The 24,795-nt window shown below is 67.2% G+C and carries 18 protein-coding genes; 5 read left to right on the top strand and 13 right to left on the bottom strand.

Translation table 11 applies throughout. The features are described 5' to 3' along the window. Positions 1 to 74: 74 nt before the first annotated feature. On the bottom strand, positions 75 to 2,228 hold the full coding sequence (locus tag AB7878_RS15955) for a S46 family peptidase (protein ID WP_369495307.1): 2,154 nt from the start codon (positions 2,226 to 2,228) through the stop codon (positions 75 to 77). 131 nt (positions 2,229 to 2,359) lie between these two features. Further along, on the bottom strand, positions 2,360 to 4,498 hold the full coding sequence (locus AB7878_RS15950; protein ID WP_369495306.1) for a glucosidase family protein: 2,139 nt from the start codon (positions 4,496 to 4,498) through the stop codon (positions 2,360 to 2,362). 168 nt (positions 4,499 to 4,666) lie between these two features. Here AB7878_RS15950 and AB7878_RS15945 point away from each other — a divergent pair, with 168 nt between their 5' ends. The 4 genes from AB7878_RS15945 to kbl all read left to right on the top strand — a co-directional run bounded on the left by AB7878_RS15945 (position 4,667) and on the right by kbl (position 11,704). Continuing rightward, on the top strand, positions 4,667 to 5,434 hold the full coding sequence (locus tag AB7878_RS15945) for a hypothetical protein (protein WP_369495305.1): 768 nt from the start codon (positions 4,667 to 4,669) through the stop codon (positions 5,432 to 5,434). A 90-nt stretch (positions 5,435 to 5,524) separates the two neighbouring features. Then, complete coding sequence (gene tdh, locus AB7878_RS15940) at positions 5,525 to 6,559, top strand: L-threonine 3-dehydrogenase (RefSeq protein WP_369495304.1); 1,035 nt, start codon at positions 5,525 to 5,527, stop codon at positions 6,557 to 6,559. Between the two features lie 164 nt (positions 6,560 to 6,723). Next, positions 6,724 to 10,428 carry a DUF748 domain-containing protein gene (locus AB7878_RS15935; RefSeq protein ID WP_369495303.1) on the top strand — a complete coding sequence of 1,235 codons (3,705 nt, stop codon included), beginning with the start codon at positions 6,724 to 6,726 and terminating at the stop codon, positions 10,426 to 10,428. 79 nt (positions 10,429 to 10,507) lie between these two features. After that, positions 10,508 to 11,704, top strand: coding sequence for a glycine C-acetyltransferase (kbl, locus tag AB7878_RS15930; protein ID WP_369495302.1), 1,197 nt, complete (start codon positions 10,508 to 10,510; stop codon positions 11,702 to 11,704). On the opposite strand, the gene AB7878_RS15925 is transcribed toward kbl, so the two are convergent. The 4 genes from AB7878_RS15925 to AB7878_RS15910 all read right to left on the bottom strand — a co-directional run bounded on the left by AB7878_RS15925 (position 11,701) and on the right by AB7878_RS15910 (position 16,660). Beyond that, a complete protein-coding gene (locus tag AB7878_RS15925; protein WP_369495301.1) occupies positions 11,701 to 12,450 on the bottom strand; it encodes a pseudouridine synthase in 750 nt (249 codons plus the stop codon). The two genes, kbl and AB7878_RS15925, sit on opposite strands and share 4 nt — an antisense overlap. 80 nt (positions 12,451 to 12,530) lie before the next feature. Continuing rightward, positions 12,531 to 13,601, bottom strand: a complete 1,071-nt coding sequence (locus AB7878_RS15920; RefSeq protein WP_369495300.1) for an OmpA family protein — start codon at positions 13,599 to 13,601, stop codon at positions 12,531 to 12,533. Between the two features lie 351 nt (positions 13,602 to 13,952). Continuing rightward, the gene (locus AB7878_RS15915; protein WP_369495299.1) at positions 13,953 to 15,020 is read right to left on the bottom strand and encodes an OmpA family protein; all 1,068 of its coding nucleotides are present in this window, start codon (positions 15,018 to 15,020) and stop codon (positions 13,953 to 13,955) included. Positions 15,021 to 15,208: 188 nt separating this feature from the next. Then, on the bottom strand, positions 15,209 to 16,660 hold the full coding sequence (locus AB7878_RS15910; protein WP_369495298.1) for a bifunctional 2-methylcitrate dehydratase/aconitate hydratase: 1,452 nt from the start codon (positions 16,658 to 16,660) through the stop codon (positions 15,209 to 15,211). Between the two features lie 285 nt (positions 16,661 to 16,945). Between AB7878_RS15910 and AB7878_RS15905 the strand changes: the two genes are divergently transcribed. Continuing rightward, on the top strand, positions 16,946 to 17,620 hold the full coding sequence (locus tag AB7878_RS15905; RefSeq protein ID WP_369495297.1) for a TerC family protein: 675 nt from the start codon (positions 16,946 to 16,948) through the stop codon (positions 17,618 to 17,620). 16 nt (positions 17,621 to 17,636) lie between these two features. On the opposite strand, the gene AB7878_RS15900 is transcribed toward AB7878_RS15905, so the two are convergent. The 7 genes from AB7878_RS15900 to prpB all read right to left on the bottom strand — a co-directional run bounded on the left by AB7878_RS15900 (position 17,637) and on the right by prpB (position 24,774). After that, positions 17,637 to 19,049, bottom strand: a complete 1,413-nt coding sequence (locus AB7878_RS15900) for a FlxA-like family protein (protein ID WP_369495296.1) — start codon at positions 19,047 to 19,049, stop codon at positions 17,637 to 17,639. Positions 19,050 to 19,123: 74 nt separating this feature from the next. After that, positions 19,124 to 19,942: a hypothetical protein gene (locus tag AB7878_RS15895; RefSeq protein ID WP_369495295.1), complete on the bottom strand. Its 819-nt coding sequence runs from the start codon at positions 19,940 to 19,942 to the stop codon at positions 19,124 to 19,126. 10 nt (positions 19,943 to 19,952) lie between these two features. Beyond that, a complete protein-coding gene (locus AB7878_RS15890) occupies positions 19,953 to 20,642 on the bottom strand; it encodes a C39 family peptidase (RefSeq protein WP_369495294.1) in 690 nt (229 codons plus the stop codon). After that, positions 20,639 to 20,920 carry a hypothetical protein gene (locus tag AB7878_RS15885; protein WP_369495293.1) on the bottom strand — a complete coding sequence of 94 codons (282 nt, stop codon included), beginning with the start codon at positions 20,918 to 20,920 and terminating at the stop codon, positions 20,639 to 20,641. Before AB7878_RS15885 ends, AB7878_RS15890 begins: the two co-directional genes overlap by 4 nt. A gap of 282 nt (positions 20,921 to 21,202) precedes the next feature. After that, positions 21,203 to 22,144 (bottom strand): hypothetical protein, encoded by a 942-nt coding sequence (locus tag AB7878_RS15880; RefSeq protein ID WP_217316680.1) that lies wholly within the window; start codon positions 22,142 to 22,144, stop codon positions 21,203 to 21,205. Between the two features lie 469 nt (positions 22,145 to 22,613). Then, entirely contained in the window at positions 22,614 to 23,759 is a 1,146-nt protein-coding gene (gene prpC, locus AB7878_RS15875; RefSeq protein WP_369495292.1) for a bifunctional 2-methylcitrate synthase/citrate synthase, read from the bottom strand. A gap of 130 nt (positions 23,760 to 23,889) precedes the next feature. Beyond that, positions 23,890 to 24,774 carry a methylisocitrate lyase gene (gene prpB / locus AB7878_RS15870; protein WP_369495291.1) on the bottom strand — a complete coding sequence of 295 codons (885 nt, stop codon included), beginning with the start codon at positions 24,772 to 24,774 and terminating at the stop codon, positions 23,890 to 23,892. Between the last annotated feature and the right edge of the window lie 21 nt (positions 24,775 to 24,795).

The raw sequence follows: 24,795 nt of genomic DNA, 5'->3' as shown, positions 1-24,795 counted from the left end.
CCGCGGCGCAAGAACTTTCGAGTTATGCCCGAGCCGGGCCGGCGCGGCATATGCCGCAAGTCATGGTTGAGTGCTCAGCGCGCGGGCGTGCCCAGTTCGGCCAGCAGCCAGTGCGCCGGATAGACCTTGTCCATCAGCCAGCGCATGTAGCGCAGGTCGACATGGATCGCGCGCTTGTAGCGCGGGTCGAACATCCAGCTGGCGCTGACCGCCTCCCAGTTGCTGTCGAAGTTGAGCCCCACCAGCTCGCCCTTCGCGTTCAGCACCGGCGAGCCGGAGTTGCCGCCGGTGGTGTCGAGGTTGCTGAGGAAGTCCACCGGCATCGTGCCGGACTTCGGATCAAGGTAGCCCGCGTAGTCGCCCTTGGCGATCGCGTCGAGCAGCGGCTTCGGCGCGTCGAACGGCTCCGTGCCGGTGTTCTTCTCCACGATGCCCGCGGTGCTGGTCAACGGCGCGTAGCTCACCGCGTCGCGTGCCTTGAGTGGCGTGACCTTGCCGTAGCTCACGCGCAGGGTGGAGTTCGCATCCGGATAGACCGCGCGGCCCTGCTGCTCGCGGTAGGCGATCAGCGCCTGCATGTAGGCCGGGCGCAGGCGCAGCAGCTCGCCCTCGCGCGCCTTGCGCTCGTCGTCGAGGCGCAGCAGCGCCGGCTGCAGTTTCGCAGCCAGTTTCAGCAGCGCATCGTCGCTGACGGCGAGTTCCGTCGGCGCGGCCTTGAGCCCTTGCAGGCGCTGAGCCTCTTCGCCCAGTTTCGTGGCGGCGTAGACGCGATCCAGCGTACCCATCAGCTCGGCCGGGGTGCGGCCGAACGCGGCGTCGAACTCGGGCAGATGCTGCGCGGCGGGCAATTGCTGGTAGCGCGTCAGCAGCGTGGTCAGCAGGCGCTTCTCCACCGCCGGGTCGTAGCGGCGCTGCACCTGGCGCAGCTGGCCGGCGATCAGTTCCTCGTCGCGCTGCTGGTAGCCGCTCTCGCGTTCGGCATCGGGCTTGCCGCGCTCGTGCGCCAGGCGCTGCAGGCGCAGCGCCGAGCGCAGCAGCTGGGTCTGCGACTGCAGCAGGCCCAGCAGCAGGTCGCGCTCGCGGCCCACATTGCCGGCGGCGATCTCGGCCATCGCGGCATCGATCCGCGGGCGCAGCGTCCGCGCGTCGGGCTGCTTGCCCAGCCAGGCCAGCATGGCGGCCTCGTCCTTGCGGCGAACGCTCACCGCGTCGCTGCGCTGCAGCCCTTCCAGTTCGCCGCTGAAGCGCTTGATGCCGTTCTTCAGCGACTGCAATTGCGAGGCGTAGCGGATCTTCGCCTGCGCATCCGCCTTGCCGGCGTCCTCGATCACGTCCTGCAGCGCCTTCATCGTCGCCACCGCCGTGGGCAGGCGCCACTCGACCTGGTCGGCGAACTCGGCGGCGCTGCGGTGACGGTAGGTGATACCTGGATAGCCGGCCAGCATCACGTAATCGCCCTCGTTGACGCCGTCGCGGGCCACCTGCAGGTGCGCGGGCGGCACGTACGGGCGATTCTCCTTCGCGTAGTCCGCCGGCTTGCCGTCGGGACCGACGTAGGCGCGCAGCACGGTGAAGTCGCCGGCGTGGCGCGGCCACACGAAGTTGTCCACCTCGTCGCCGTAGTTGCCGATCGCGCGCGGCGGTGCGTAGACCAGGCGCACGTCGCGCAGCTCCAGTTGCTTCACCAGGTAGAAGTCGCGGCCGTAAAACATCGTGACCACGCTGCAGCGCACGCCACCGGCGCGCTCGCATTCCGCCACCAGCGCCTTGCCCGCCGCGTCCACCGCGTCGTAGTAGGCGCGACCGGTCTTGCCATGCGCGTCGGCCAGCACCTTGTCGGTGACCTTGTCGAAGCCGGTGGTCACCAGCAGGCGGAAGTCGGGGTTGGCCGGCAGTTCCTCGCTGCGATCGGCGGCGACGTAGCCGTCGCGGATCAGGTCACGCTGCGCGTTGCTGTTGTACTGGATTACCCCGAAGGCCACGTGGTGGTTGGTGAGCACCAGGCCCTGGTCGCTGACGAAGGCGCCGGTGGCGCCGCCCACCTTGACCACCGCGTTCAGCGGTGCCTTGGTGAGGTCGGCCAGCTCGGCGGGCTTGCCCCGGAAGCCGGCCTTGCGCAGCTGCTCGGTGATATCCGGCAACTGCGACGGCATCCACATGCCTTCGTCGGCCTGGGCGGCCGGGGCCAGCAGCATGGCGATCGCCAGGCCCATCGTCTTCAAGCGCATTCGTCTTACCCGCAAGTGTTCGTAGAAACTTGCGACCATAGGACGTGGCGGCCGCGACGGCAAGCCGTCGCCACGCGACAGGCGAGCGGCATGGCGGGGTGCCGCGTTGCCATGCCGCCTTGCAGCATCCGTCAGTGACAGGCCGGCGCGATGTCCGCAGCCGGCGAGGGAATCGCGAGGTACACCGTGCTCCACAGCTGCGCGGCGTTGGCCTCGTCCTCGTGGGCGCCGGCCGCACCGAACGGCTCGACGTGGTAACGGTCACCGGAATACGTCCACGACCACAGCTCCGAGTCGCGCATCGACCGGGTGGCGCAGATGCCCTGCCACAGCGTGGCCTGCGCCTTGGTCAGCCGCGTGCGCGTGGCTTCCGGCAGGTCGGTGCGGGCCTGCTGGCGACGCAGGCCTGCCGCCAGCAGGGCCTGCTGCCACGACCACACCACGGTGCCGTGATAGGCGTTGCTGCCGAACATGGGCCACGCATCGCGGTCCGCAAAGGCGGGGTTGGCCACGACCATGCCCACGCCGGTCATCAGGCCGGCGGGAAACGGCCGCAGCATGTCGTCGATGTAGCGATCCAGCGTTGTCGGGTCCGGCTGGCCGAACAACAGGTCGAAGCCCTCGTCGGAATGCAGGATCGGCACCGGGCGCCCCTGCGCGTCCAGCGAGATGGCGGGGAATTGCAGCCCCCCATCCGGCAAGGAGGCCAGCGCGGCGGCGGCAGGCACGCCGACCTGTGCCGCATAGGCGCGCACCTGTGCCGTTGCCTGCGCACGGTCAAGGCGCACGACGAACATCGCCGCGGCACGGCGTTCCCACGCGTCGGCATGGGCGGCGTCGGCGCGCAGGCGCGCACGCTGGGCCGGGGTGGTGTAGGCGTCCAGCAGGCCGGCGTCGAGGAAGCGGCCGATGGCGCGCAGGGCCGCCGGCACCCACACCACGTTGACGTCGTAGGGGTAGCGCCCGCCGCCGATGCCGGCATTGCTGTCGCGCCACTGCCCCACCTGGCTGCCGGGCTTGAGTCCGATCAGGTTGGCATACACCGGCTGGCGCACGAAGGCCTCGCTGCTGGCGGTGACGTACAGCAGGTTGCGCACCAGCGCGTCGCCCTGCCGCTGCCCCGGCTTGCCTTCGGCGAGGAAGGCCTGCGCACCGGCGCGGCCGCGCGCATCGTCCAGCAGCCAGGCCGCGGCGACCGGCGCCAGCATGTAGTTGCCGTCGATCATCTGGTAGTCGTAGACCGGCCGGTCGGAGCGCTTGCCTTCCTTCTCCAGATGATCCAGCACCGCGAACTCGCCGATGCCCTCCTCGTGCGCCACCTCGCCGTCGGGCGCAAGCCGCACGAGCACCGAGGCGATGCCGGCGTCCACGGCGGCGGGTTGCAGCACCGGCATCAGCAGGCGCAGCGACATCAGCGTGTCGCGGCCGAAATAGGTGTCGAAGCGCCAGGAACCGGCGAGGAACTTCTGCCGGTAGCTGAGGAAGCGCAGCACTTCCTGGCTGCGCGTGTCGTTCTGCACGCGGTCGTTGAACAGGTGGGCGAACGGGGTGAGCGGCGGTTCGCCCGTGGAAGCCTCGATGCGCAGATGCAGCGCTTCGCCGGGATGGTCCGGACGCAGCACGAGGTGGCCGTGGTCGCGCTGGAAACGGCCGTTGTTGGTGCTCAGCGCCAGTTCGTAACCCGGCGCGCCGTCCAGCCGCCGGCGCTGCCAGCGCACCGAGCGATCGGCCTGCTGCGGCGCGGCGGCCACCTGCTCCGGATAGACCTGCTCGAGCTGGTAGTCGCGCAGCACGCGGATGCTGCTCAATACCGCGTCCTTCACCACCAGCGGCTCGGCAGAGCTCACGCTGGCCTCGGCCACGATGCCGTTCATGGCATGGCCATCGACCGTGCGCTGCAGCCCCCGCACCTCGCCCAGCGTCCAGCGCACCGGGGTGGTGGTCGGCTCGAACCACACGCCCACGCCGCTGTTGCCGGCCGGAAACGCCACCAGCACGCGGGGACGGTCGCCGGAGCTCAACAGCAGGTGGGCGGCGATGTCGCCCTGCTGGTAGAACGCGTTCTCGATGCGTCCCTCGGCAACACGGAACTGCAGCGGCGGCGCGGCGCCCGGATCGCGGGCCTGCGCAGCCTTGGCGGGCGCCAGCCCTGCCAAGGCCAAGGCCAGCAGCAGCGCCGATCGGCGGCGCAACATGGCGCCGAAGCAGCGCCCGCGCATGCCTTGCCCGCGCGGCACGCCACGTACCAGACCCGTCGACTGCAAGCGCATGGCCTTTCCCTGCGAGGTTTCGTTGGAGCCTGCGACCATAGTCATGAAGCCGCCCGCAAGGCAATCTCCCGGACACCCGTGCCGCAGCTCGCCCGCGGAGCAGAGCGTCGGAACACGCTTGCATGGGCGGCGCGTCAGCGCATTGACACTTCGCCCGTTCAAGCGGGCATGCCCACGCCACGCCTCCCCGTTTCATGGCTCATCGGCGCCAGTCTGCTGTTCGCCGCCTCCCAGGTGCCGGCCCAGCAACCTCCCGCGCCATCCGATTTCAGCGGCCTGTGGCGCATCGACGACCAGGCCAGCGACAACCTGGTGCAGGTCACCGCGAGGTTGCGCATGGAACTCAAGCGCGAGCAGGCGCCCACCGTGGCGCCGGCCAATGCCTCGTCGAGCAGCGCGACATCGCAGGCGGGCAACCGCGGCGGCAGGCGCGGTGGCGGGATGGGTGGCGGCGGGATGGGTGGCGGCGGGATGGGCGGCGGCGGGATGGGTGGCGGCGGGATGGGCGGCGGCCACATGGGTGGTGGCGGCATGGGCGGCGGTCATGACCGGGGCGGCAGGCGCGCGAGCGCGTCATCGGGCGATGCGTCCGGCAGCGACGACTTGCTGAAACCGCCACCGATGCTCGACAACGATGCCGTCCTGGTCGTGCAACAGGACGCGAAGACCGTGCAGGCCCGGCTCGAGAACGGCGAACAGCTGGCCGTGCGCCTCGACGGCGGCCACCAGCAGACGCTCAACGGCAACGCCGTCGCACGCCGGCAAGCCGGCGGCGGGGACCTGCAGTTCAGCCTGCAATTCAACGACGGCAACCGGATCGACGAGACCTGGTCGCGCGCCGCCGACGGCCGCACGCTGCAGGTCACCGAACGCTGGCAACCCGGCTTCCTGCAGCACCCCGTGGTGTTCCGCCGCGTCTACCAGCGCGTCGATTGAACGTGCCGCAACGCGCAGCGACGGGCTGCTGCGGCAAGGATCTATAATTGGCGTTTTCCCCGCCCGTCCGGGCCAGCCATTGGATTCCCCATGCCGCAGACGATGAAAGCCCTGGTCAAGCGCAAGCCCGAGCAGGGCATCTGGATGGAAGAGGTGCCGGTGCCCGAGGTCGGCCCGAACGAGGTGCTGATCAAGCTGGAGAAGACCGCGATCTGCGGCACCGACCTGCACATCTACAAGTGGGACGAGTGGAGCCAGCGCACGATCAAGCCGGGCCTCACCATCGGCCACGAGTTCGTCGGCCGCATCGTGGAGATCGGCCCCGGCGTCACCGGCTACAAGATCGGCGACCGCGTCTCGGCCGAAGGCCACATCGTGTGCGGCCACTGCCGCAACTGCCGCGCCGGCCGCCAGCACCTGTGCCCGAACACCATCGGCATCGGCGTGAACCGCAACGGCGCGTTCGCCGAATACATGACCATGCCCGCGTCGAACCTGTGGCCGATCCCGGACCAGATCCCGTCCGAGCTGGCCGCCTTCTTCGACCCCTACGGCAACGCCGCGCACTGCGCGCTGGAATTCGACCTGATCGGCGAGGACGTGCTGATCACCGGCGCCGGCCCGATCGGCGTGATCGCCGCGGGCATCGCCAAGCACGTGGGCGCGCGCAACGTGGTGGTCACCGACGTCAACGACTATCGGCTCAAGCTGGCCGCCGACATGGGTGCCACGCGCGTGGTGAACGTGGCGAACCAGTCGCTGAAGGACGTGATGAAGGACCTGCACATGGAAGGCTTCGACGTGGGCCTGGAGATGAGCGGCAACCCGCGCGCGTTCAACGACATGCTCGACTGCATGTACCACGGCGGCAAGGTCGCCCTGCTCGGCATCCTGCCCAAGGGCGCCGGCATCGACTGGGACCGGGTGATCTTCAAGGGCCTCACCCTGCAGGGCATCTACGGCCGCCGCATGTACGAGACCTGGTACAAGATGACCCAGATGGTGCTGACCGGCTTCCCGCTGCAGAAGGTGCTGACCCACCAGATCCACATCGACGATTTCCAGAAGGGCTTCGACCTGATGGACGCGGGCAAATGCGGCAAGGTGGTGTGTTCCTGGAACTGAGCGTCTCCTGTCTCCGCGCCGATACCTTCACGGGAAATCCGCGCTGAGCGTTCGGCCGCCCTAGTACACTCCGGCCAGGGCGGCCGACAGAATCGCCGGGATTGTGAAGGTGCAGGGCACGAGAGCCACGCACGGTCGGCACGCGATGTCATGGGAGCGTCGTGATGACAGGCCTTTTCAGCCCCCCACGTCTGGCCGCGGGACGCGACCGCGCCCTCGCCGTCTACCGATCGCGCCGCACGCGCAAGATCGCCCTGATCGTCGCCATCGTGCTGATCGTGTTCGGCCTGCTCGGTTTCTTCGCGGCGCCCTCGATCATCCGCAGCCAGATCGAGCAGCGCGCCTCGGCCGCGCTGCAACGCCCGGTCACCGTGGGCGCCGTGCACCTGAACCCGTTCACCCTACGGCTGCAACTGGACCGGCTGCATATCGCCGACCGCGACGGCAAGTCGGACTTCGTCGACATCGACGAGGCCGTCGTCAACGCGTCCTGGGCCTCGCTGTTCCGCATGGCGCCGGTGCTGGACGAACTGACCCTGCAGCGTCCACGCATCCGCATCGTGCGCACGGGCGAGCAGCGCTTCAACTTCAGCGACATCATCGACCGCCTCGACGCGACGCCGGCTGACCCCAAGGCGTCGCCTGCCCGCTTCGCGCTCTCCAACATCAGCGTGCACGATGGCGACATCCAGTTCACCGACGAGGTGCTGCAGACCAGTCACCACGTGGGCCATCTGGAACTGGGCATCCCGTTCATCGCCAACCTGCCCAGCGACACCAGCGTGTTCGTGCAGCCGCTGCTGTCGATGGAGGTGGACGGCAGCCCGCTGCACGTGGAAGGCCACACCAAGCCCTTCGCCGACAATCGCGAGTCGACCGTCGATTTCCGGCTCGACCACCTCGATCTGGCGCGCTACATCGCCTACGCACCCACCGCGCTGCCGGTCGCGATCCCCAAGGGCCTGCTCAGCGGCGATCTCACCCTGCATTTCGTGCAGGCCAAGCCCACGCCGCAACTGCAGCTCACCGGCAAGCTGCAGCTGGACAACTTCGTCCTCGGCAGCAGCGACGGCCAGCCGATCCTGAGCCTGGGCAAGGGCACTGCGGACCTTTCCGACGTGCAGCCGCTGCAATCGCGTTACGTGCTGGCCGCGCTCGCGCTCGACAACGCGCAGCTCGATTACACCGCCGGCGCCGACGGCCACAGCAACTTCGATACATTGACGGCGACTCCCGCGAAACCGGCCGGCAGCGCGAAAGCCCAGCCGACCGACCTGCGCATCGCCTCGATGACGCTCGCCGACAGCGGCATCCACTATGCCGACTCCACCGGCAGCAAGATCGACCTGTCCAACCTGCATGGCAGGATCCAGGGCCTGAGCATGCTGCCGGCCCCGCCGGCCAGGCTGGACATGGGCGCGCAGTTCTTCGGCGGCCAACTCGCCCTGAAGGGCAGCCTGGATCTCGCCAGGAGCACGCTCGCCGGCGTGCTGAACCTGCAACAGGTCGGGCTGGCCCCGCTGCAGGCAGCCGTCTATCCGGGGCTGGCCGCGCACGTGGCCAAGGGCAAGCTGGATGCCTCCGGCCAGCTCCAGCTGGGCTGGGGCAAGCCGTTCAACGTGCACCTGGCCGACGCGCATGCCGCGGTCAACGACTTCGCGCTGGAACCCGAGTCCAGGGGCCGTGATTCACCGCTGGCTTGGGACAGCCTGGACGCGGAGATCAACCAGGTCGACCTCGCGACGCAACAGGCGCAGCTGGGCACGCTCAAGGCGTCGGGCCTGCGCCTGGACGTGGAGCGCTACCGCAACCAGCGCATCAACCTTGTCGAACTGTTGGCCACCAAGGGTGCGCCGGCGAAGAAGAGCGCCGCGAGCGGGCCGCCGTGGCACTGGAGCATCGCGCATCTGGCCTTCGACAAGTCCGCGATCGCCTTCACGGATCTAGCCGCTGGCGCCAAGCCGGTGAAGATCAAGATCGATGCGCTCAGCGGCGGGCTCGACGGCGTGAGCGACAAGCTCGACAAGACTAACGCGATGAAGCTGGCAGGCAGCGTCGGCCGAGGCAGCTTCACCGCCAGCGGCCGGGTGCAGCCACTGCCGACGCTGGCCGACATCCAGCTCGACACCCGGCACCTGGACATTGCCAGCTTCGAGCCGTACATCAGCGTGCCGCTGAACGTGACCGTTTCCAGCGCGCGCATCAGCAGCCGGGGCCGGCTGCATTACGACGGCCGCCACGCCGAACCGAGGATGACCTACCGGGGCGACGCGGCGCTCGAACAGGTGCGCGTGCAGGACAAGCTCACCGGCGACGACTTCCTGCGCTGGCGCACGCTGAGCGGCAACCGGCTCGACGTGTCCTATGGCATCGGCGCGCCGCGCATGCACGTGGGCAGCCTGGTGCTCAGTTCGTTCTACGCGCGCGTGATCGTCAACGCGAACGGCACGCTGAACCTGTCGGAGGTGGTGGCCAATCCCGCAGCTGCGCCGGTTTCGGTGACCCGCGCCGCCAACGAGCAACCCGCAGGCGCGGCCGTGCCGACACCGGCCGCCGCCGCGCCGCCACCGGCGCCCAAGCCTGCCGCCAGCGCGGCGGCGACGCCGGAAATCGCTGCCACAGCGCCTGCATCGGCCGCTTCCGCCACGGCACCCGCCGCCGACATCCACATCGGCGGCATCACCCTCGTCAACGGCCAGCTCAACTACACCGACAACTTCATCAAGCCCAACTACACCGCCAACCTCACCAAGCTCACCGGCAAGATCGGCGCCTTCGGCACCAAGCCGGGCGATCCGCCGGCCGACCTGTCGGTGCAGGGGGCGGTGAACGACAACTCGCCGGTCGACATCGACGGCACCATCAATCCGCTGCAGCCGGTGGCCTTCCTCGACATCAAGGGCAAGGCCGACGAAGTGGAGCTGACCGGCCTGAGCGCGTATTCCGCCAAGTACACCGGCTACCCGATCACGGCGGGCAAGCTGACGGTGGATGTCCACTACATGCTGGACCAGCGCAAGCTCAACGCCGACAACCACATCTTCATCACCCAGCTGACCTTCGGCAACCGCGACGAAAGCCCCGGCATCCGGCATCTGCCGGTGAAGCTCGCGGTGGCGCTGCTGAAGGACACGCAGGGCAACATCGACGTGAACGTGCCGGTGTCCGGCTCGCTGGACGATCCGCAGTTCAGCTTGGGCAGCCTGATCTGGCACGCCATCGGCAACCTCATCGCCAGGGCGGCCACGGCACCGTTCCGCCTGCTGGGCGCGGCATTCGGCGGCAGCAACCACGAGGATCTGGGCTACGTGGAGTTCGCTCCCGGCTCCGCCGTAGTGGACAAGAACGCGCAGGAACGGCTGGGCAAGATCGTCGCCATGCTCAAGCAAAAGACCTCGCTGAACCTCGACATCACCGGCCGCGTCGATCCGTCGAAGGATCAGGACGGACTGCGCAAAGTCACGGTGGACAACCTGGTGCGCCGCGCGAAGCTGCTCGACCAGGAAGGCAAGCATGCCGATACCTCGGACGCCGCGCTCGCCGCGGTCAACGTCACGCCGGACGAGTACGACAAGTACCTCAAGCGCGCGTACAAGGAGGACGACTTCAAGGGCAAGCCGAAGAATTTCATCGGCCTCAAGAAGTCGCTCGCCCCCGACGAGATGCGCAGCCTGATGGAGACCAACGTCCCGGTCGACGAGGCCGCCATGCGTGCGCTGGCGCAGCGTCGCGCCGCCGCGGTGCAGGCGTGGCTGAAGGGCAAGCTGGACGACAAGCGCATCTCGCTCAAGGCCCCCATGCTCGATGCCAAGGGCATCGACGACAAGGGCAAGACGACGCGCGTGGAGTTCGGCTTGCACCAGGGGTGAACCCGCCAGGATCCCGCGCTTCCTTCCCAGCCGAAGCGCCAGGGATCAAAATAGACTTTTGACCCAGCGGAAAATCCTCATGAGCTACCCCGGCCAGTCGCGCTACGCCAGCGAACTCGAATCCATCCGCGAGCAAGGCCTGTTCAAGGCCGAGCGCGTGATCGTCTCGCCGCAGTCGGCCGAGATCGAGCTGGAAGGCGGCCGCAAGGTGCTGAACTTCTGCGCGAACAACTACCTGGGCCTGGCCGACCACCCAGACGTGATCCAGGCCGCGAAGGACGCGCTGGACACGCACGGTTTCGGCATGGCCTCGGTGCGCTTCATCTGCGGCACGCAGGACCTGCACAAGCAGCTGGAAGCGAAGATCGCCCGTTTCTTCGGCACCGACGACACCATCCTCTACGCCGCCTGCTTCGACGCCAACGGCGGGCTGTTCGAGCCGCTGCTGGGTGAGGAGGACGCGATCATCTCCGATGCGCTCAACCACGCCTCCATCATCGACGGCGTGCGCCTGTGCAAGGCCAAGCGCTATCGCTACGCCAACAGCGACATGGCCGACCTGGAGAAGCAGCTGCAGGCCGCCGACGAAGCCGGCGCGCGCACCAAGCTGATCTCCACCGACGGCGCGTTCTCGATGGACGGCTTCATCGCGAAGCTCGACCAGATCACCGCGCTGGCCGCGAAGTACCACGCGCTGGTGCACATCGACGAATGCCACTGCACCGGCTTCCTCGGCGACACCGGCCGCGGCTCGGCCGAGGTGCACGGCGTGCTGGACAAGATCGACATCTTCACCGGCACCCTGGGCAAGGCGCTCGGTGGCGCGCTGGGCGGCTTCACCAGCGGCCGCGCCGAAATCATCGAGATGCTGCGCCAGCGCTCGCGCCCCTATCTGTTCTCCAACTCGCTGCCGCCGCACGTCGTGGCCGCCGCGATCAAGGTGTTCGACATGCTCGACGCCGCCGGCGATCTGCGCGACAAGGTGAAAGAGAACACCCGCCATTTCCGCGAGGCAATGACGAAGGCCGGCTTCGACATCAAGCCCGGCGTGCACCCCATCGTGCCGGTGATGATCTACGACGCGCCCAAGGCGCAGGCGATGGCCACGGCATTGCTGGATGAAGGCATCTACGTCACCGGCTTCTTCTACCCGGTGGTGCCGCAGGGCCAGGCGCGCATCCGCACCCAGATGAGCGCGGCGCACACCCGTGAGCACCTGGACCGCGCGATCGCGGCGTTCACCAAGGTGGGCAAGCAGCTGGGCGTGATCGGCTAATGCCGCTTGAGTGGCGCCACCTCGGCGGGATCGAGGTGGCGCCACTGCCCCTTGGCCAGTTCGCCCAGCTGCAGCGGGCCGATCGCCACCCGCACCAGTCGCAGCACCTCGAAGCCCAGCGCCGCCAGCAGGCGGCGGATGTGGCGGTTGCGACCCTCGTCCAGCACCACTTCCATCCAGGCGTTCTTCTCGCCGGCGCGCAACAGTTCGACCCGCCGCGCCTTGAGCAGATCATCGCCCTCGCGCACACCGGCCAGCATCGCGGCCAGCACGGCCGCGTCCGGCCGCCCGGCCACCTGCACGTGATAGGTCTTGTCGAGGTGCGTGCTCGGCTCGGTGATGCCGGCCGCCCACACGCTGTCGTTGCTGAGCAGCAGCAGGCCCTCGCTGGCCTTGTCCAGCCGCCCCACCGGCCCCAGCCACGGCAGGCCGGCGTCGCGCAGCAGGTCGTAGACCGTGCCGCGTCCGCGCTCGTCGGCCGCGCTCACCACCACGCCCCGCGGCTTGTTCAGTGCCAGATAGATGCGTTGTGCCGCCGCCACGGCCACGCCATCCAGACTGAGCCGCTGGCGTTCCGCCTCGACCGGATACTCGGGATCGTGCACCACGCGACCGTCGACCATGACGCGCCCGGCACGCACCGCGGCCTCGGCCTGGCTGCGCGAGCACGCGCCCAGCTTGCTCAACACGCGGGCGACGCCGTGGCGCTTGCCGCCTTGCGGTTCGGGTTGTCGTGCATGAGGCATCGCACAAGCCTAAGTGGCATGGAAACAAAGAAAAAGCCCGGCATGCGCCGGGCTTTTTCGTGACACTGCGACAAGTCCGGTTACTGCTGGACCTGCAGCTCCACGCGGCGGTTCTGCGCACGACCCGCGTCGGTGGCGTTGTCGCCGATCGGGTTGTCCGCACCGTGGCCGATCGGACCTTCCAGACGGTTCGCGGTGACACCGTGGCTGGTCAGGTAGTCGTACACGATCTGCGCACGACGCTCCGACAGCGCCTGGTTGTAGTCCGGCTTGCCCTTCGAGTCGGTGTAACCCGCCACCGTCACGTGCACGTCCGGATAGCGCTTCAGCGTATCCACCGCCTGGTCCAGGATCGCGATCGAGTCCGACGTCGGCACGGCCAGTGCCTTGTCGATTTCCGACGCGTGCACCTGACCCTTCTTCGGGTAGTCGAACTTGAAGTTCACGCCACGCAGGTCGATCACCACCTTCTGCGGCGCCGGCGCTTCCACCGGAGCCGGGGCCGGAGCCGGCGGCGGCGCAGCCGCCGGAGCCGGAGCGGCCGGCACCGCGCCGAAGCGCGACACGATGCTCAGGCCCAGGAACCAGTCGCCGTAGCCGCTCTTGCTCGGCTGGCTCTTGTCGTCCCAGTCGTAGCGGTAGCCGCCTTCCACGCGCACATCGGAGCTGTCGGTCACCGACTTGGACAGACCCAGGCCCAGTTCGGCCGCCGGCGCCCAGTCGCTGTCCACCGGATTCTTGTGATGGCTGCCCATCACGGCGCCCAGCACGTACGGGCGGAACGACGACCAGTTGGCGAAGTACCAGCGCGCGGCCACGCCCACGTTGTTGCTGGCCCAGTTGCCGGCGTTGTGGTCGATCTTGCGCTTGGTACGGTCGAAGAACACGTCCAGCGAGAGATCCGGAGTGAAGAACTTGCCCACGCCGAGGCCATAGTAGAACTGGCGGCTGTGGGTGTTGCGGTCCGTGTCGTTGTAGTAGCCGCCGATGGTTGGCGCGATGTACCAGCGGTCATCGAAGCCGTTCGGCCACGCCGGTGCGGCGGCGCTGTCGCTGCTGCCCGTGGTCGTCGCCGTGTTGTCCTGCGCATGGACGGCACCCACGCCGCCCAAGGCCAGGGCAACCATGAAATAAAGGCCCTTGTGCTTCATCAGGTCTCTCCTCGTCAATTTGGTCTTCGCGTCCGTTACACGCCAAACGGGCATTGCTGTGGCGTTGCTTTTAACGTCTTCAACGGCTTGTAACGCTTTGTGCTTGGCGTCCGTACTCTGCAAGCGGAAGCAAGTGTAGCAAAATCGTTAAACTTCACGCACGGGCATCAACAGCTTTTGCACTACTCAGTACACTAACGTTCAGGGTTGGAGATCGGCATTTCCCTACTCCTGCCGACGTATATTTTTTGTATTGAATGCTCTTGATCCGGTCGAATCGACCGGTGTCATCCCGCTCACGAAAAAGCCCGGCATGCGCCGGGCTTTTTCGTGACACTGCGACAAGTTCGGTTACTGCTGGACCTGCAGCTCCACGCGGCGGTTCTGCGCACGACCCGCGTCGGTGGCGTTGTCGCCGATCGGGTTGTCCGCACCGTGGCCGATCGGACCTTCCAGACGGTTCGCGGTGACGCCGTGGCTGGTCAGGTAGTCGTACACGATCTGCGCACGACGCTCCGACAGCGCCTGGTTGTAGTCCGGCTTGCCCTTCGAGTCAGTGTAACCCGCCACCGTCACGTGCACGTCCGGATAGCGCTTCAGCGTATCCACCGCCTGATCCAGGATCGCGATCGAGTCCGACGTCGGCACGGCCAGCGCCTTGTCGATTTCCGACGCGTGCACCTGGCCCTTCTTCGGATAGTCGAACTTGAAGTTCACGCCACGCAGGTCGATCACCACCTTCTGCGGCGCGGGCGCTTCCACCGGAGCCGGGGCCGGAGCCGGCGGCGGCGCAGCCGCCGGAGCCGGAGCGGCCGGCACCGCGCCGAAGCGCGACACGATGCTCAGGCCCAGGAACCAGTCGCCGTAGCCGCTCTTGCTCGGCTGGCTCTTGTTGTCCCAGTCGTAGCGGTAACCGCCTTCCACGCGCACGTCGGAGCTGTCGGTCACCGACTTGGACAGACCCAGGCCCAGTTCGGCCGCCGGATCCCAGCCGCTGTCCGCCGGGTTCTTGTGATGGCTGCCCATCACGCCCGCCAGCAGGTAGGGGCGCCACGCGGTGCTGCCCAGGTAGTAGCGCACGGCGACGCCCACGTTGTTGCTGGCCCAGTTGCCGGCGTTGTGGTCGATCTTGCGCTTGGTACGGTCGAAGAACAGATCCAGCGAGGTGTTGGACGAAATGAACTTGCCCACGCCGAGGCCATAGTAGAACTGGCGGCTGTGGGTGTTGCGGTCCGTGTCGTTGTAGTAGCCGCCGATGGTCGGCGCGATGTACCAGCGGTCATCGAAGCCGTTCGGCCATGCCGGTGCGGCAGCGTTGTCGCTGCTGGCCGCGGTCGTCGCCGTGTTGTCCTGCGCATGGACGGCACCCACGCCGCCCAAGGCCAGGGCAACCATGAAATAAAGGCCCTTGTGCTTCATCAGGTCTCTCCCTTTTTTGGTATTGAAACAATCGCAACGGCTTTCCGATGCGGCGACTCTCGCTCGAACCGGATTGATCCATTCGTCTTTACACAAATATAACACGTTACAGATGGTCTGTGACAATTTGCGCTGTCTGTTATTGCCAGGCAGCACAAGCCTTGGCGAGATTTGCCGCCAGTGCGTATTCAGAGCGTGAACAAGCCGAGGAACTGCTGGATCGGCATCGCGTCCAGTTGCGCCGGATCGCGGCTGGCTTCGAGGATCGCCCTGACCTTGTGCGCCGGCAGATGGCTGCGCATGGCCGCCTCGAATTTCTTCAGCAGCACCGGGATGCCCTCGGCGCGGCGTTTGCGGTGGCCGATCGGATAGTCGATGGACACCTTCCCGGTGCTGCTGCCGTCCTTGAAGAACACCTGCACCGAATTGCCGATGTAGCGCTTGTCGGGGTCGAAGTAGTCCCGGGTGAACTGCGGGTTCTCGCTCACCGTCATCTTCTCGCGCAGCGCGTCGATGCGCGGATCGGCGGCCACGTCGTCGTTGTAGTCGTCCGCGGTGAGGCGGCCGAAGATCAGCGGCAACGCCACCATGTACTGGATGCAGTGGTCGCGATCGGCGTAGTTGGCCAGCGGGCCGGTCTTGTCGATGATGCGGCAACCGGCTTCCTGGGTCTCGATCGCCACCTTTTCGATCTGGTCCAGCTTGCCGGCGACCTGGCCGTGCAGCTGCATCGCGCATTCCACCGCGGTCTGCGCGTGGAACTCGGCCGGGAAGCTGATCTTGAACAGCACGTTCTCCATCACGTAACTGCCGAACGGGCGCTCGAACTCGAACGGCTTGCCCTTGAAGGCCACGTCGTAATAGCCCCAGGTCTTCGCCGACAGCGCCGACGGATAACCGACTACGCCGCGGTACACCGCGTTGATCGCATGGGTGACGGCGCGGCGGCAGGCGTCACCCGCGGCCCAGCTCTTGCGCGGCCCGGTGTTCGGCGCGTGGCGGTAGGCGCGCAGCGCGCCGTTGTCGATCCAGCTGTGCGACACGGCGGTGACGATCTGCTCCTTGTCGCCGCCCAGCATGTGCGTGGCCACCGCGGTGGAAGCCAGCCGTACCAGGATCACGTGGTCCTGGCCGACGCGGTTGAAGCTGTTCCTCAGCGCGTAGCAGCCCTGGATCTCGTGCGCCTTGATCGCGTAGCCCAGCACGTCGCGCACGGTCAGCGCCCGGCCGCCCTCGCGCTCGGCCTTGCGACCCAGCCAGTCGGCCACGGCGAGAATGGCGCCGAGGTTGTCCGACGGATGACCCCACTCGGCCGCCAGCCAGGTGTCGTTGAAGTCCAGCCAGCGGATCTGCGTGCCGATCGCGAACGCGGCCTGCGCCGGGTCCAGCTCGTGGCTGGTGCCCGGCACGCGCGCGCCGCCCGGCAACGTGGCGCCCGGTACCAGCGGCCCGAGGTGCTTCACGCACTCGGGGAACTTCATCGCCATCATCGCGGTGGCCAGCGAGTCCAGCAGCATGTAGCGAGCGGTGTCGTAGGCCTCCTTCGATTCGATCCGGCAGTCGGCCACGTAGTCGGCGATGTCGACCATCGGCTGGTCGGGATCGGGGCGGACGGCGGAACGGATGTCGTGGGCGCTCATGACGGTTCTCGCGGCGAGGAGAAACGCCCATTGTATCCGGCGCACGTCACCGGCAGGAGCGCAGCGCGCTTGACCCCTGCCCCGGCCGCCACGAAAATGGCCGGACTACCACCCAAAGGGGAGTAGTTCCGGATGCGGTCATGCATCCGTGCGGTGTTCGTCATCACGAGCGATGCCTCGCTCCGGACACCGCGGCGGCCGATGTCGCGAACGAGACTTTTGCGGTGACGACGGTCCTGCGCGCGTCCGTCGTCGCTGCATGTGCTCGGCGCGTCGGACCCTCGCATGGAATTCCCAGCCAGCTTTCTCTCCGGCCTGTCCACCATCATCCTGCTCGACCTGGTGCTGGCCGGCGACAACGCCATCGTGATCGCGCTGGCCGCGCGCAAGCTGCCTCCGCCGCTGCAGAAGAAGGCCGTGTTCTGGGGCAGCTTCGGCGCCGTCGCCGTGCGCATCGCGCTCACCGCCGTGGTGGTCTGGCTGCTGGAGTTGCCGGGCCTGATGCTGGCCGGCGGCCTGTTGCTGCTGCCGATCGCCTGGAAGCTGCTGAAGCAGGACGAGGCATCGCACGACGTCGCCGCCGCCGACGGCTTCTGGGCCGCGCTGCGCACCATCGTCGTCGCCGACGCGCTGATGGGGCTGGACAACGTGCTGGCGATCGCCGGCGCATCGCGTGGCGACCTGCTGCTGGTGGTGCTCGGCCTGGCCGTCAGCGTGCCGCTGGTGGTGTGGGGTTCGACCCTGATCCTGAAGCTGATCGAGCGCTTCCCCGTCATCGTCTACCTCGGCGCCGGCGCGATCGCCTGGACCGCGGCGCGCATGATTGCCCACGACCACCTGTGGTCGGGCTGGTTCGCGACGCATGCCTGGGTCAAATACCTGCTCGACGCGACGCTGGTGGTCGGGGTCTGCGGCGGCGGTTGGCTGCGGCGGCGTCGGTGTCGACCCGCAGCAACCTGACCGGCCGGCAATCCCCTCAGAACGCCATCGGCATGCGCACCGTCATCAGCACGTCGGGCGTATCGCGGGTCACGCCGACGCCCAGCGTGAAGTTCAAGGTCCGCTTGGGGTTGATGCGATAGGAGCCGCCCACCAGCAGCGAGCCCAGCCAGATCTTGGTCGAACCTGGCACCTTGGTGCCAGCCTCGCGAGTCACGCCGATGAAGCTCTGGTCGTAACCGAGGCTCAACGACACCTTGTCGTTCATCGCGAAACCGACGCCGATGCTGGCATCGGCGACATTGCCCACCTTCACGTTGCCGATGAACTGCTTGCCGACCACGAGGTTCTCGGACACGTTGTGCCGTTCGAAGTTGTACATGTAGCTGAGGTTGCCGAAGATCACCACGGGATCGGACGGCAGCAGCCAGGTGAGTCCGGGCTGCAGGGAATAGAAGCCCGAGCCGGTCGGCAACTCCAGCGGCAGGCCCGTGCCGGTGACATTCTCGATACAGCGCGTCTGGCAGTCGGTGCGCACGTCGAAGGGATCCTGGCCCGTACGGGATTTGAAACGGAGCCAGCCGATGTAATACGGCTTGTCCGCGCCGCCGTCGTTGAACTGGTAGCGCGCGGTGGCCTCGATGTCGCCGATGCCGCTGCCGCTGGAGTTCAGCACGTTGTTCGTCGCCGTGCCGGTGAACACTTCGCGGCTGACGATGTTGCTGCCCTCCCAGACATAGGGCACGCGCACCTCCAGTTCGAGGCGATTGGTGAGGCCATAGCGCCCGGTGAGCGTCACGGTATGGCTGGTGGTGCGCACCGTGCGGATGTCTATCAGGCCGATCAGGATGGCCGGGATGATGGTGTAGCCCACCAGATCGACCTGGTTGGCGGCGGAGTAGCCGAACTGGTACGAGGGCTCCAGCACGAAGCTGTGCCTCGGCGTCAGCACGCCGGGCTGATTGGTGATGGGGGCCACCTCGGGCGGACGGGCGTCCTTCGGCGGCGCCTGGCCGACCTCCTGCGGGTGGGCGGCCGTCACCGTTTGCACGGCGGATGCGACCGGCATGGGCTGCGTCGGCGAATTCACCCCTGTCGTTTGCAGGTTGCCGCCACGCTGTTGTTCCAGCTCGCGCATGCCGACCGCATGACGCAGCGATGCATAGTCGGCCGCTTGCTGGGCCAGCTGCTGGCGCATCAGCTTGAGCTGCGCCATCTGCGCATCGATCTGGTGGCGCATCGCGTCGATCTCCGCATCCTGCTGCTGCAAGCGCTGGCGCACCGTCGCGGGAGACGATGGATCGTCATGCCCTGCGTCGGCGGACGACCCATGTCCCGCCTCGGCGGGCGACGCGGGCGGCGATGCTTCCTGCGCGCTTGCCCAGCCACCGAACGCCATCAACCCGGCGCAACTGGCCGCGCATGCCCATTGCCGACTTTTGCGTTCCATTTCAGCTCCTTGTCTAACCGATCTTGGGAGACTTCGGCACCATCAGGCATGCGCAGGCGACGTTCGCAAGACACTCAATGCCCGAACGAGAGCATTTGCGCCGACTGCAAGGTGCTCTGCAGATTCATCTGGCGCAGCGCCTGCAACGTGTTCACCGAGACGTTGAGCGTGGTCAGGGTCTGGATGGATTGATTGTTCAAGGTGTTCTGAATGACTTGTGCCAGTCCCCCGCCCTGCGTGAGCGCGGCTGAGACGCCCGGGTTGTTCCGGGTGGCTGCCGAACCCACGCCGCCGGCACCGGGCGCGGGCACGCCAACCGCTTCCGCTGGCGCATCCATGGCGGGCGTGATGGTGCTCGGCTGATTCGGAACATGCGCGACGACGGCGCCGTTCGATGCGTTCGATCCGGCCACTGCCGCCGGAGGGCTGGATGACTGGGCGATCGAACCGGCATGAGGCGCGGTGGCTGCCTTGCCGGGAACGGCTCCGTTGCCCGGTCCGTTCTGCACGAGGTTCAAGCCGTCGAGCGTCGATGCCAGAGCGGCGGCCTGTTGCTGCGTGATCTTGCTGATGTCCGGGATATTGATGCTCGTGGACATCACCAGGAGGCCGTTGATGTAGGTCTCCTCCTGCAGGCCGAACGAGGCCACCAAGCCGCCGCCGAGATCGAAACCGCCACGCGCATGGTCGAGGTTGGCGTCACTGACCGGCTGCCCGAGGCCGGCGATATCGGCCTGTGCCTGATCCGCCGACGGCGCCGCTGATGGTTGTGGCTGGGGGGCATTGCCTGCCTCGCTTCCAGGCATGGCATGGGCGACGCCTGCGCTGCCGAGCAGGCACAGGGGCAATACGACTCGCAGACCCGTTCTCGATTTTGGATTCTTGCTTTGCATCACCATCACCTCAGTACTGCCCGGGCCCGAACTTCGGCATGGTGGTGTAATCCATCAGGCGTCGGTCGATGCCCATGCCCAGCGGCGCAAGAGGCGCCGCGCGCCAGTCGCTGACCAGGTTGAAGTGCGCTTCATCGCGCCGGTTGTGAATCACGAACAGCAACTTGTCCTGCCACATTTTTTCGAACCGTTCGCGCGGGATCGAGCGCGTGCCCAAGGCGGGATCGCCCACCAGCACGCGACCGTCCAGCAGGCCCTTGACGACCACGAAATGGTGGTAGCGATTCACCACGATCAGCACGATCGCCGGCAGGTGCTCCTGGGCGAGCTTGTCCAGCGGCAGGCGGAAGCCGTCGGCCTCGAAACCGAGCGTCTGCAGGTAGCTCTTGATGTCCAGCAGGGAGAAGCCTTCCTTGTTGATCCTGACGCGGTCGCCGTGTGCGTACATCTGCGCGAATGCCGCCTGCTCGGTGACCGGATAGCCGTACTGGTAGGTCAGCAAGGTGGCCACGGCGGCGGAGCCGCAACTGAAGTCGTACTTCTGCCGGACGGTGTTCCTGAATTTCGCTTCCTTGAAGGTGGTCAGATGCAGCGTGTAGGTCGAGCCCGTACCGCCGTTGATCTCCACCGATCCGGCCAGTAGGCCGCCGGGCCAGGCCAGCGCCAGCACGATCGCAAGCGCCGGGAGCATCCTGCTCATGGCTTGAACTGCACGTTGACGATGACGCCGGTCTGGATCAGCACGTTGTTGCCGGTGTTCTGGATCACCGTCGGCAAGCCGACCGCACCACTGAACGCGCCACCGTCGATCAGGTTGGATCCGGTCACCACATGGTTATCGGTGTTGTGGTCCACCGAGCCGTTGAGCGTCATGGTCTCCGTGGTCGTCTCGATGCCGCCGCGCGACCGCGCCAGGGTGGAACCGCTGACGCTGGCGCCCAGGCCGTCGACATAGGCGGACTGCGCCGGTGCCGCCACGACCGCTGTCGTGACGCCCGTCCGGGGCGCCGGCACGGCAGACCGCGGCGCGTCCGTCGCCAGCGCATCAAGACTTGCGACGCAAAGCAACAGCAGGAACCCGCAACCGAATCGGAACGTTCGCATGATTCTGTACTCCCGCCGCGACTGCCTGTCGCGGAGGACGCCGTCGGGTGTCACGCACGGCTGCCCATGCATGGCTGCCCACTTCCGGCTCCCTCGTGGCACGCAGTCGCCGCAAAGCCGCGGTGGGGCGTTCGCGCCCCACCGCGGGAGGTTCCATCAGTGGCCGACCGTGAGGTTGGCCTGCACATTCACGCTCTGCTGCACCAGTGCCGCCGCGCCGCTGTTCTGCGCGATCACTGCGATGCCGGCTGCGCCCACGGCCGTACCGGTCATCTGGTTGGACATGTCGAAACTGCCGGCATCCGCCGCGGCCGTCCCGCCAGCGCCGCCCATGCCGCCCGCGCCCATGCCCGAGCCGCCCGTGCCACCGGCGCCGCCCGCGCCGCCCATGCTGGCGCTATCGCCGCTGTTGCCGCCCGTGCCCGAGCCCGAGCCGCTGCTCGCGTCGGCGGAGCCGCTGCCGCCTGCGCCGCCTGCCCATGAGCCGTTGCCGCCACCGGCCGAACTCGAGTTGTTACCACCGTTGCCACCATTGCCCGAACCATGGTGACCACCGTTCGCCGCCAGACTGCCGTTCGTGCCGTCGCCAGCGCTGCCGTTGCTGTTGCCGCCATCAGCCGAGTTGGAGCCGCCTACCGCGGCGCTCAGGCCCAGCCCCGCTCCGCCGTCACCGCTATGGCTGTGCGCATCGCCGCCGTTGCCGCCCGGGGCAGAGGTGGCACCCACGCCCAAGCCGAGCCCGCCGTGACCGCCATTGGCGTTGCCCGAGTTCATCGCGCTGTTGCCGATGCCGGAGACGCCGACGCCCGATACCGAACCATTGAGCACGCTGTTCGCCACAACGGTGTTGAGCGTGGTCGTGGTGTTGTTGGAACTGCTGGTGTTGTTCGAATTGCTGGTGTTGTTGGAGTTGTTCTGGTTGGCCACGTTCTGCAGCGCCGCCGAGCTGTCCTGGGCGTTGGTGCCGCCGGCGTTGGTCTGATGGTTGTGGTCGGCCATGGCCGAGATGCTGAAACCCAGGCCCAGGCAGATAGCGGTAGCGATGAGTGTCTTGCGCATGGTTCGTTCTCCTTGGAAAAGCCCGATCAGGACTTGCATCGTCAATTCCGGCTGATGCCGGAACCGGTTGCCTGCAGCGCCAGACACCGCCGCCACTTCCCGGCTTGTGCCGGATTGCGGTTGTGCTCGGGAATCCCCTGGTTGACTTGGGCTATCCCGCCTAGTCTTGCGTGTGCAGCAAGCTGAACTGGCAAGGGCAATGCCAAGCGGACATGCGCGAATAATTCATCTGCAAATCAGTCAGTTGGGGTCATTGCATCGGCAACGTGGCATCAGGCCGCTGCATGCACTGTTCCAGCCGCGTTACAGGTTGCATCGGGCGGGATTGCCGCCTCATCTCCTCCGATGCTGCAGAACAAGGCTCCGGAGCCCAGGGATTCGTGATGTCGAGGCCTGTATCAGATCTGCAACACCTGTAACGAGCGCAGGCGCCGGCAGCGCGAACGCTCATCACACCCACGAAAAAGGGAGCCTCGCGGCTCCCTCCCTGTTTCGGACTGCCGACGCTTCAGCGCTTGTCGATCGGCACGTAGACCCGGTCTTCCGGGCCGGTGTAGTTCGCGCTGGGGCGGATGATCTTGCCGTCCTCGCGCTGCTCGATCACGTGCGCGCTCCAGCCGGAGGTGCGCGCGATCACGAACAGCGGCGTGAACATCGCGGTCGGCACGCCCATCATGTGATATGCGCTGGCGGAGAACCAATCGAGGTTGGGAAACATCTTCTTGACCTCACCCATCACCTTCTCGATCCGCTCGGAAACCTCGAACAGGGTCGGGTTGCCGCCGTCCGTGCACAGCTTGCGCGAGATCTCCTTGATGATCTCGTTGCGCGGATCGGACACCGTGTACACCGGATGGCCGAAGCCGATGATGATTTCCTTGCGCTCGACGCGAGCGCGGATGTCGGCTTCCGCGTCGTTCGCGTTGCGGTAGCGCGCGATGATCTCCATCGCCACCTCGTTCGCGCCGCCGTGCTTGGGGCCGCGCAGCGCGCCGATCGCGCCGGTGAGCGCCGAATACATGTCCGAACCGGTGCCGGCGATCACACGGGCGGTGAAGGTGCTGGCGTTGAACTCGTGCTCGGCGTACAGCACCAGCGACTTGTCCAGCGCGTTCGCGTGCAGCTCGCTGGGCTTCCTGCCGTGCAGCACGTGCAGGAAGTGCGCGGCGATGGAGTCGTCGTCGGTCGCGGTCTCGACGCGCTTGCCGTTGTGGCTGAAGTGGTACCAGTACAGCAGCATCGAGCCGAAGCTGGCCATCAGGCGGTCGGCGATGTCGCGGGCGCCGGTGACGTTGTGGTCGTCCTTCTCCGGCAGCACGGTACCCAGCACCGAGCAGCCGGTGCGCAGCACGTCCATCGGGTGGGTGGCGGCGGGCAGCAGTTCCAGCGCGCTCTTCACCGGCGCCGGCAGGCCGCGCAGGCGCTTCAGCCTGGCCTTGTAATTCTGCAGTTCGGTCCAGTTCGGCAACACGCCGTAAACCAGGAGATGCGCCACTTCCTCGAAGCAGCCCTTCGCCGCCAGGTCATGGATGTCGTAGCCGCGGTAGTGCAGGTCGTTGCCGCTGCGGCCCACCGTACACAGCGCGGTGTTGCCGGCGGCCACGCCGGACAGGGCGACCGATTTCTTGGCCTTGGGAAGGACTTGCTCGCTCATGGGGTGTCTCCTGGGGTGCAGGGATTGCGAAACGGCGGAAAACGGAGCGTGTAGGAGCGCACCCTGTGCGCGAAAGCTCTTCGCGAAAAGCGTCATCGCGCACAGGGTGCGCTCCTACAGCGACCGCGTGTCAGCTCTTGTTGGAAAACAGCGCGTCGAGCTTGTCCTCGTAGGCGTGGTAGCCCAGGAAGTCGTACAGCTCCTCGCGCGTCTGCAGGCGATCGATGATGTGCTTCTGCGTGCCCTCGCGGCGCACCGTCTCGTAGAAGCCCAGCGCCGCCTTGTTCATGGCGCGGTAGGCGCCGCAGCAGTACAACGCGATGTCCACGTCGGCCGAACGCAGCTCGTCGGTGGTGAAGAACGGGGTGGAACCGAACTCGGTGAGGTTGGCCAGGATCGGCACCTGCACCGCCGCCTTGAACCTGCGGTAGTCGTCCAGCGTCTTCATCGCCTCGGGGAAGATCATGTCGGCGCCGGCCTCGACGTAGGCCACCGCACGCTCGATCGCCGCGTCGAGGCCCTCCACCGCTGCCGCGTCGGTGCGCGCCATGATCACGAAGCCGGGATCGGTACGCGCGTCCACCGCGGCCTTCACGCGATCGACCATCTCCTCCTTCGGCACCACTTCCTTGCCGGGGCGATGACCGCAGCGCTTCTGGCCCACCTGATCCTCGATGTGCACCGCGGCCACGCCGATGCGCTCGAAGTTGCGGATGGTGCGCGCGATGTTGAACGCGCCGCCCCAACCGGTGTCGATGTCGACCAGCAGCGGCAGGCCCGTGGCGTCGACGATGCGGCGTGCGTCGGTGAGCACGTCTTCCATCGTCGAGATGCCCAGGTCCGGCATGCCCAGCGAATTGGCGGCCACGCCGCCGCCGGACAGGTACAGCGCCCGGTAACCCACCCGTTTGGCCATCAGGCCGGCGTAGGCGGTGATCGCGCCGATCACCTGCAACGGGGATTCGGCGGCAAGCGCGGCGCGGAAACGGGCGCCCGCAGTGGCTGGCTGTGTCATGTGGCCTCCGTCAAAGCGCCC

The organism is Rhodanobacter humi (assembly GCF_041107455.1).
Taxonomy (GTDB): domain Bacteria; phylum Pseudomonadota; class Gammaproteobacteria; order Xanthomonadales; family Rhodanobacteraceae; genus Rhodanobacter_A.
The sequence above is the reverse complement of the archived record's forward strand: the minus strand, read 5'-3'. Positions and strand labels throughout refer to the sequence as shown.

Excerpts from the sequence above, each read along its gene's own strand:
- kbl (WP_369495302.1), top strand. The coding sequence starts at position 10,508 with ATGAGCTACCCCGGCCAGTCGCGCTACGCCAGCGAACTCGAATCCATC.
- AB7878_RS15880 (WP_217316680.1), bottom strand. The coding sequence starts at position 22,144 with ATGCAAGTCCTGATCGGGCTTTTCCAAGGAGAACGAACCATGCGCAAG.
- AB7878_RS15890 (WP_369495294.1), bottom strand. The coding sequence starts at position 20,642 with ATGAGCAGGATGCTCCCGGCGCTTGCGATCGTGCTGGCGCTGGCCTGG.
- AB7878_RS15895 (WP_369495295.1), bottom strand. The coding sequence starts at position 19,942 with ATGCAAAGCAAGAATCCAAAATCGAGAACGGGTCTGCGAGTCGTATTG.
- AB7878_RS15950 (WP_369495306.1), bottom strand. The coding sequence starts at position 4,498 with ATGCGCTTGCAGTCGACGGGTCTGGTACGTGGCGTGCCGCGCGGGCAA.
- tdh (WP_369495304.1), top strand. The coding sequence starts at position 5,525 with ATGCCGCAGACGATGAAAGCCCTGGTCAAGCGCAAGCCCGAGCAGGGC.
- AB7878_RS15925 (WP_369495301.1), bottom strand. The coding sequence starts at position 12,450 with ATGCCTCATGCACGACAACCCGAACCGCAAGGCGGCAAGCGCCACGGC.
- AB7878_RS15910 (WP_369495298.1), bottom strand. The coding sequence starts at position 16,660 with ATGAGCGCCCACGACATCCGTTCCGCCGTCCGCCCCGATCCCGACCAG.
- AB7878_RS15935 (WP_369495303.1), top strand. The coding sequence starts at position 6,724 with ATGACAGGCCTTTTCAGCCCCCCACGTCTGGCCGCGGGACGCGACCGC.
- AB7878_RS15900 (WP_369495296.1), bottom strand. The coding sequence starts at position 19,049 with ATGGAACGCAAAAGTCGGCAATGGGCATGCGCGGCCAGTTGCGCCGGG.
- AB7878_RS15915 (WP_369495299.1), bottom strand. The coding sequence starts at position 15,020 with ATGAAGCACAAGGGCCTTTATTTCATGGTTGCCCTGGCCTTGGGCGGC.
- prpC (WP_369495292.1), bottom strand. The coding sequence starts at position 23,759 with ATGAGCGAGCAAGTCCTTCCCAAGGCCAAGAAATCGGTCGCCCTGTCC.
- AB7878_RS15905 (WP_369495297.1), top strand. The coding sequence starts at position 16,946 with ATGGAATTCCCAGCCAGCTTTCTCTCCGGCCTGTCCACCATCATCCTG.
- AB7878_RS15920 (WP_369495300.1), bottom strand. The coding sequence starts at position 13,601 with ATGAAGCACAAGGGCCTTTATTTCATGGTTGCCCTGGCCTTGGGCGGC.
- prpB (WP_369495291.1), bottom strand. The coding sequence starts at position 24,774 with ATGACACAGCCAGCCACTGCGGGCGCCCGTTTCCGCGCCGCGCTTGCC.
- AB7878_RS15945 (WP_369495305.1), top strand. The coding sequence starts at position 4,667 with ATGCCCACGCCACGCCTCCCCGTTTCATGGCTCATCGGCGCCAGTCTG.
- AB7878_RS15955 (WP_369495307.1), bottom strand. The coding sequence starts at position 2,228 with ATGCGCTTGAAGACGATGGGCCTGGCGATCGCCATGCTGCTGGCCCCG.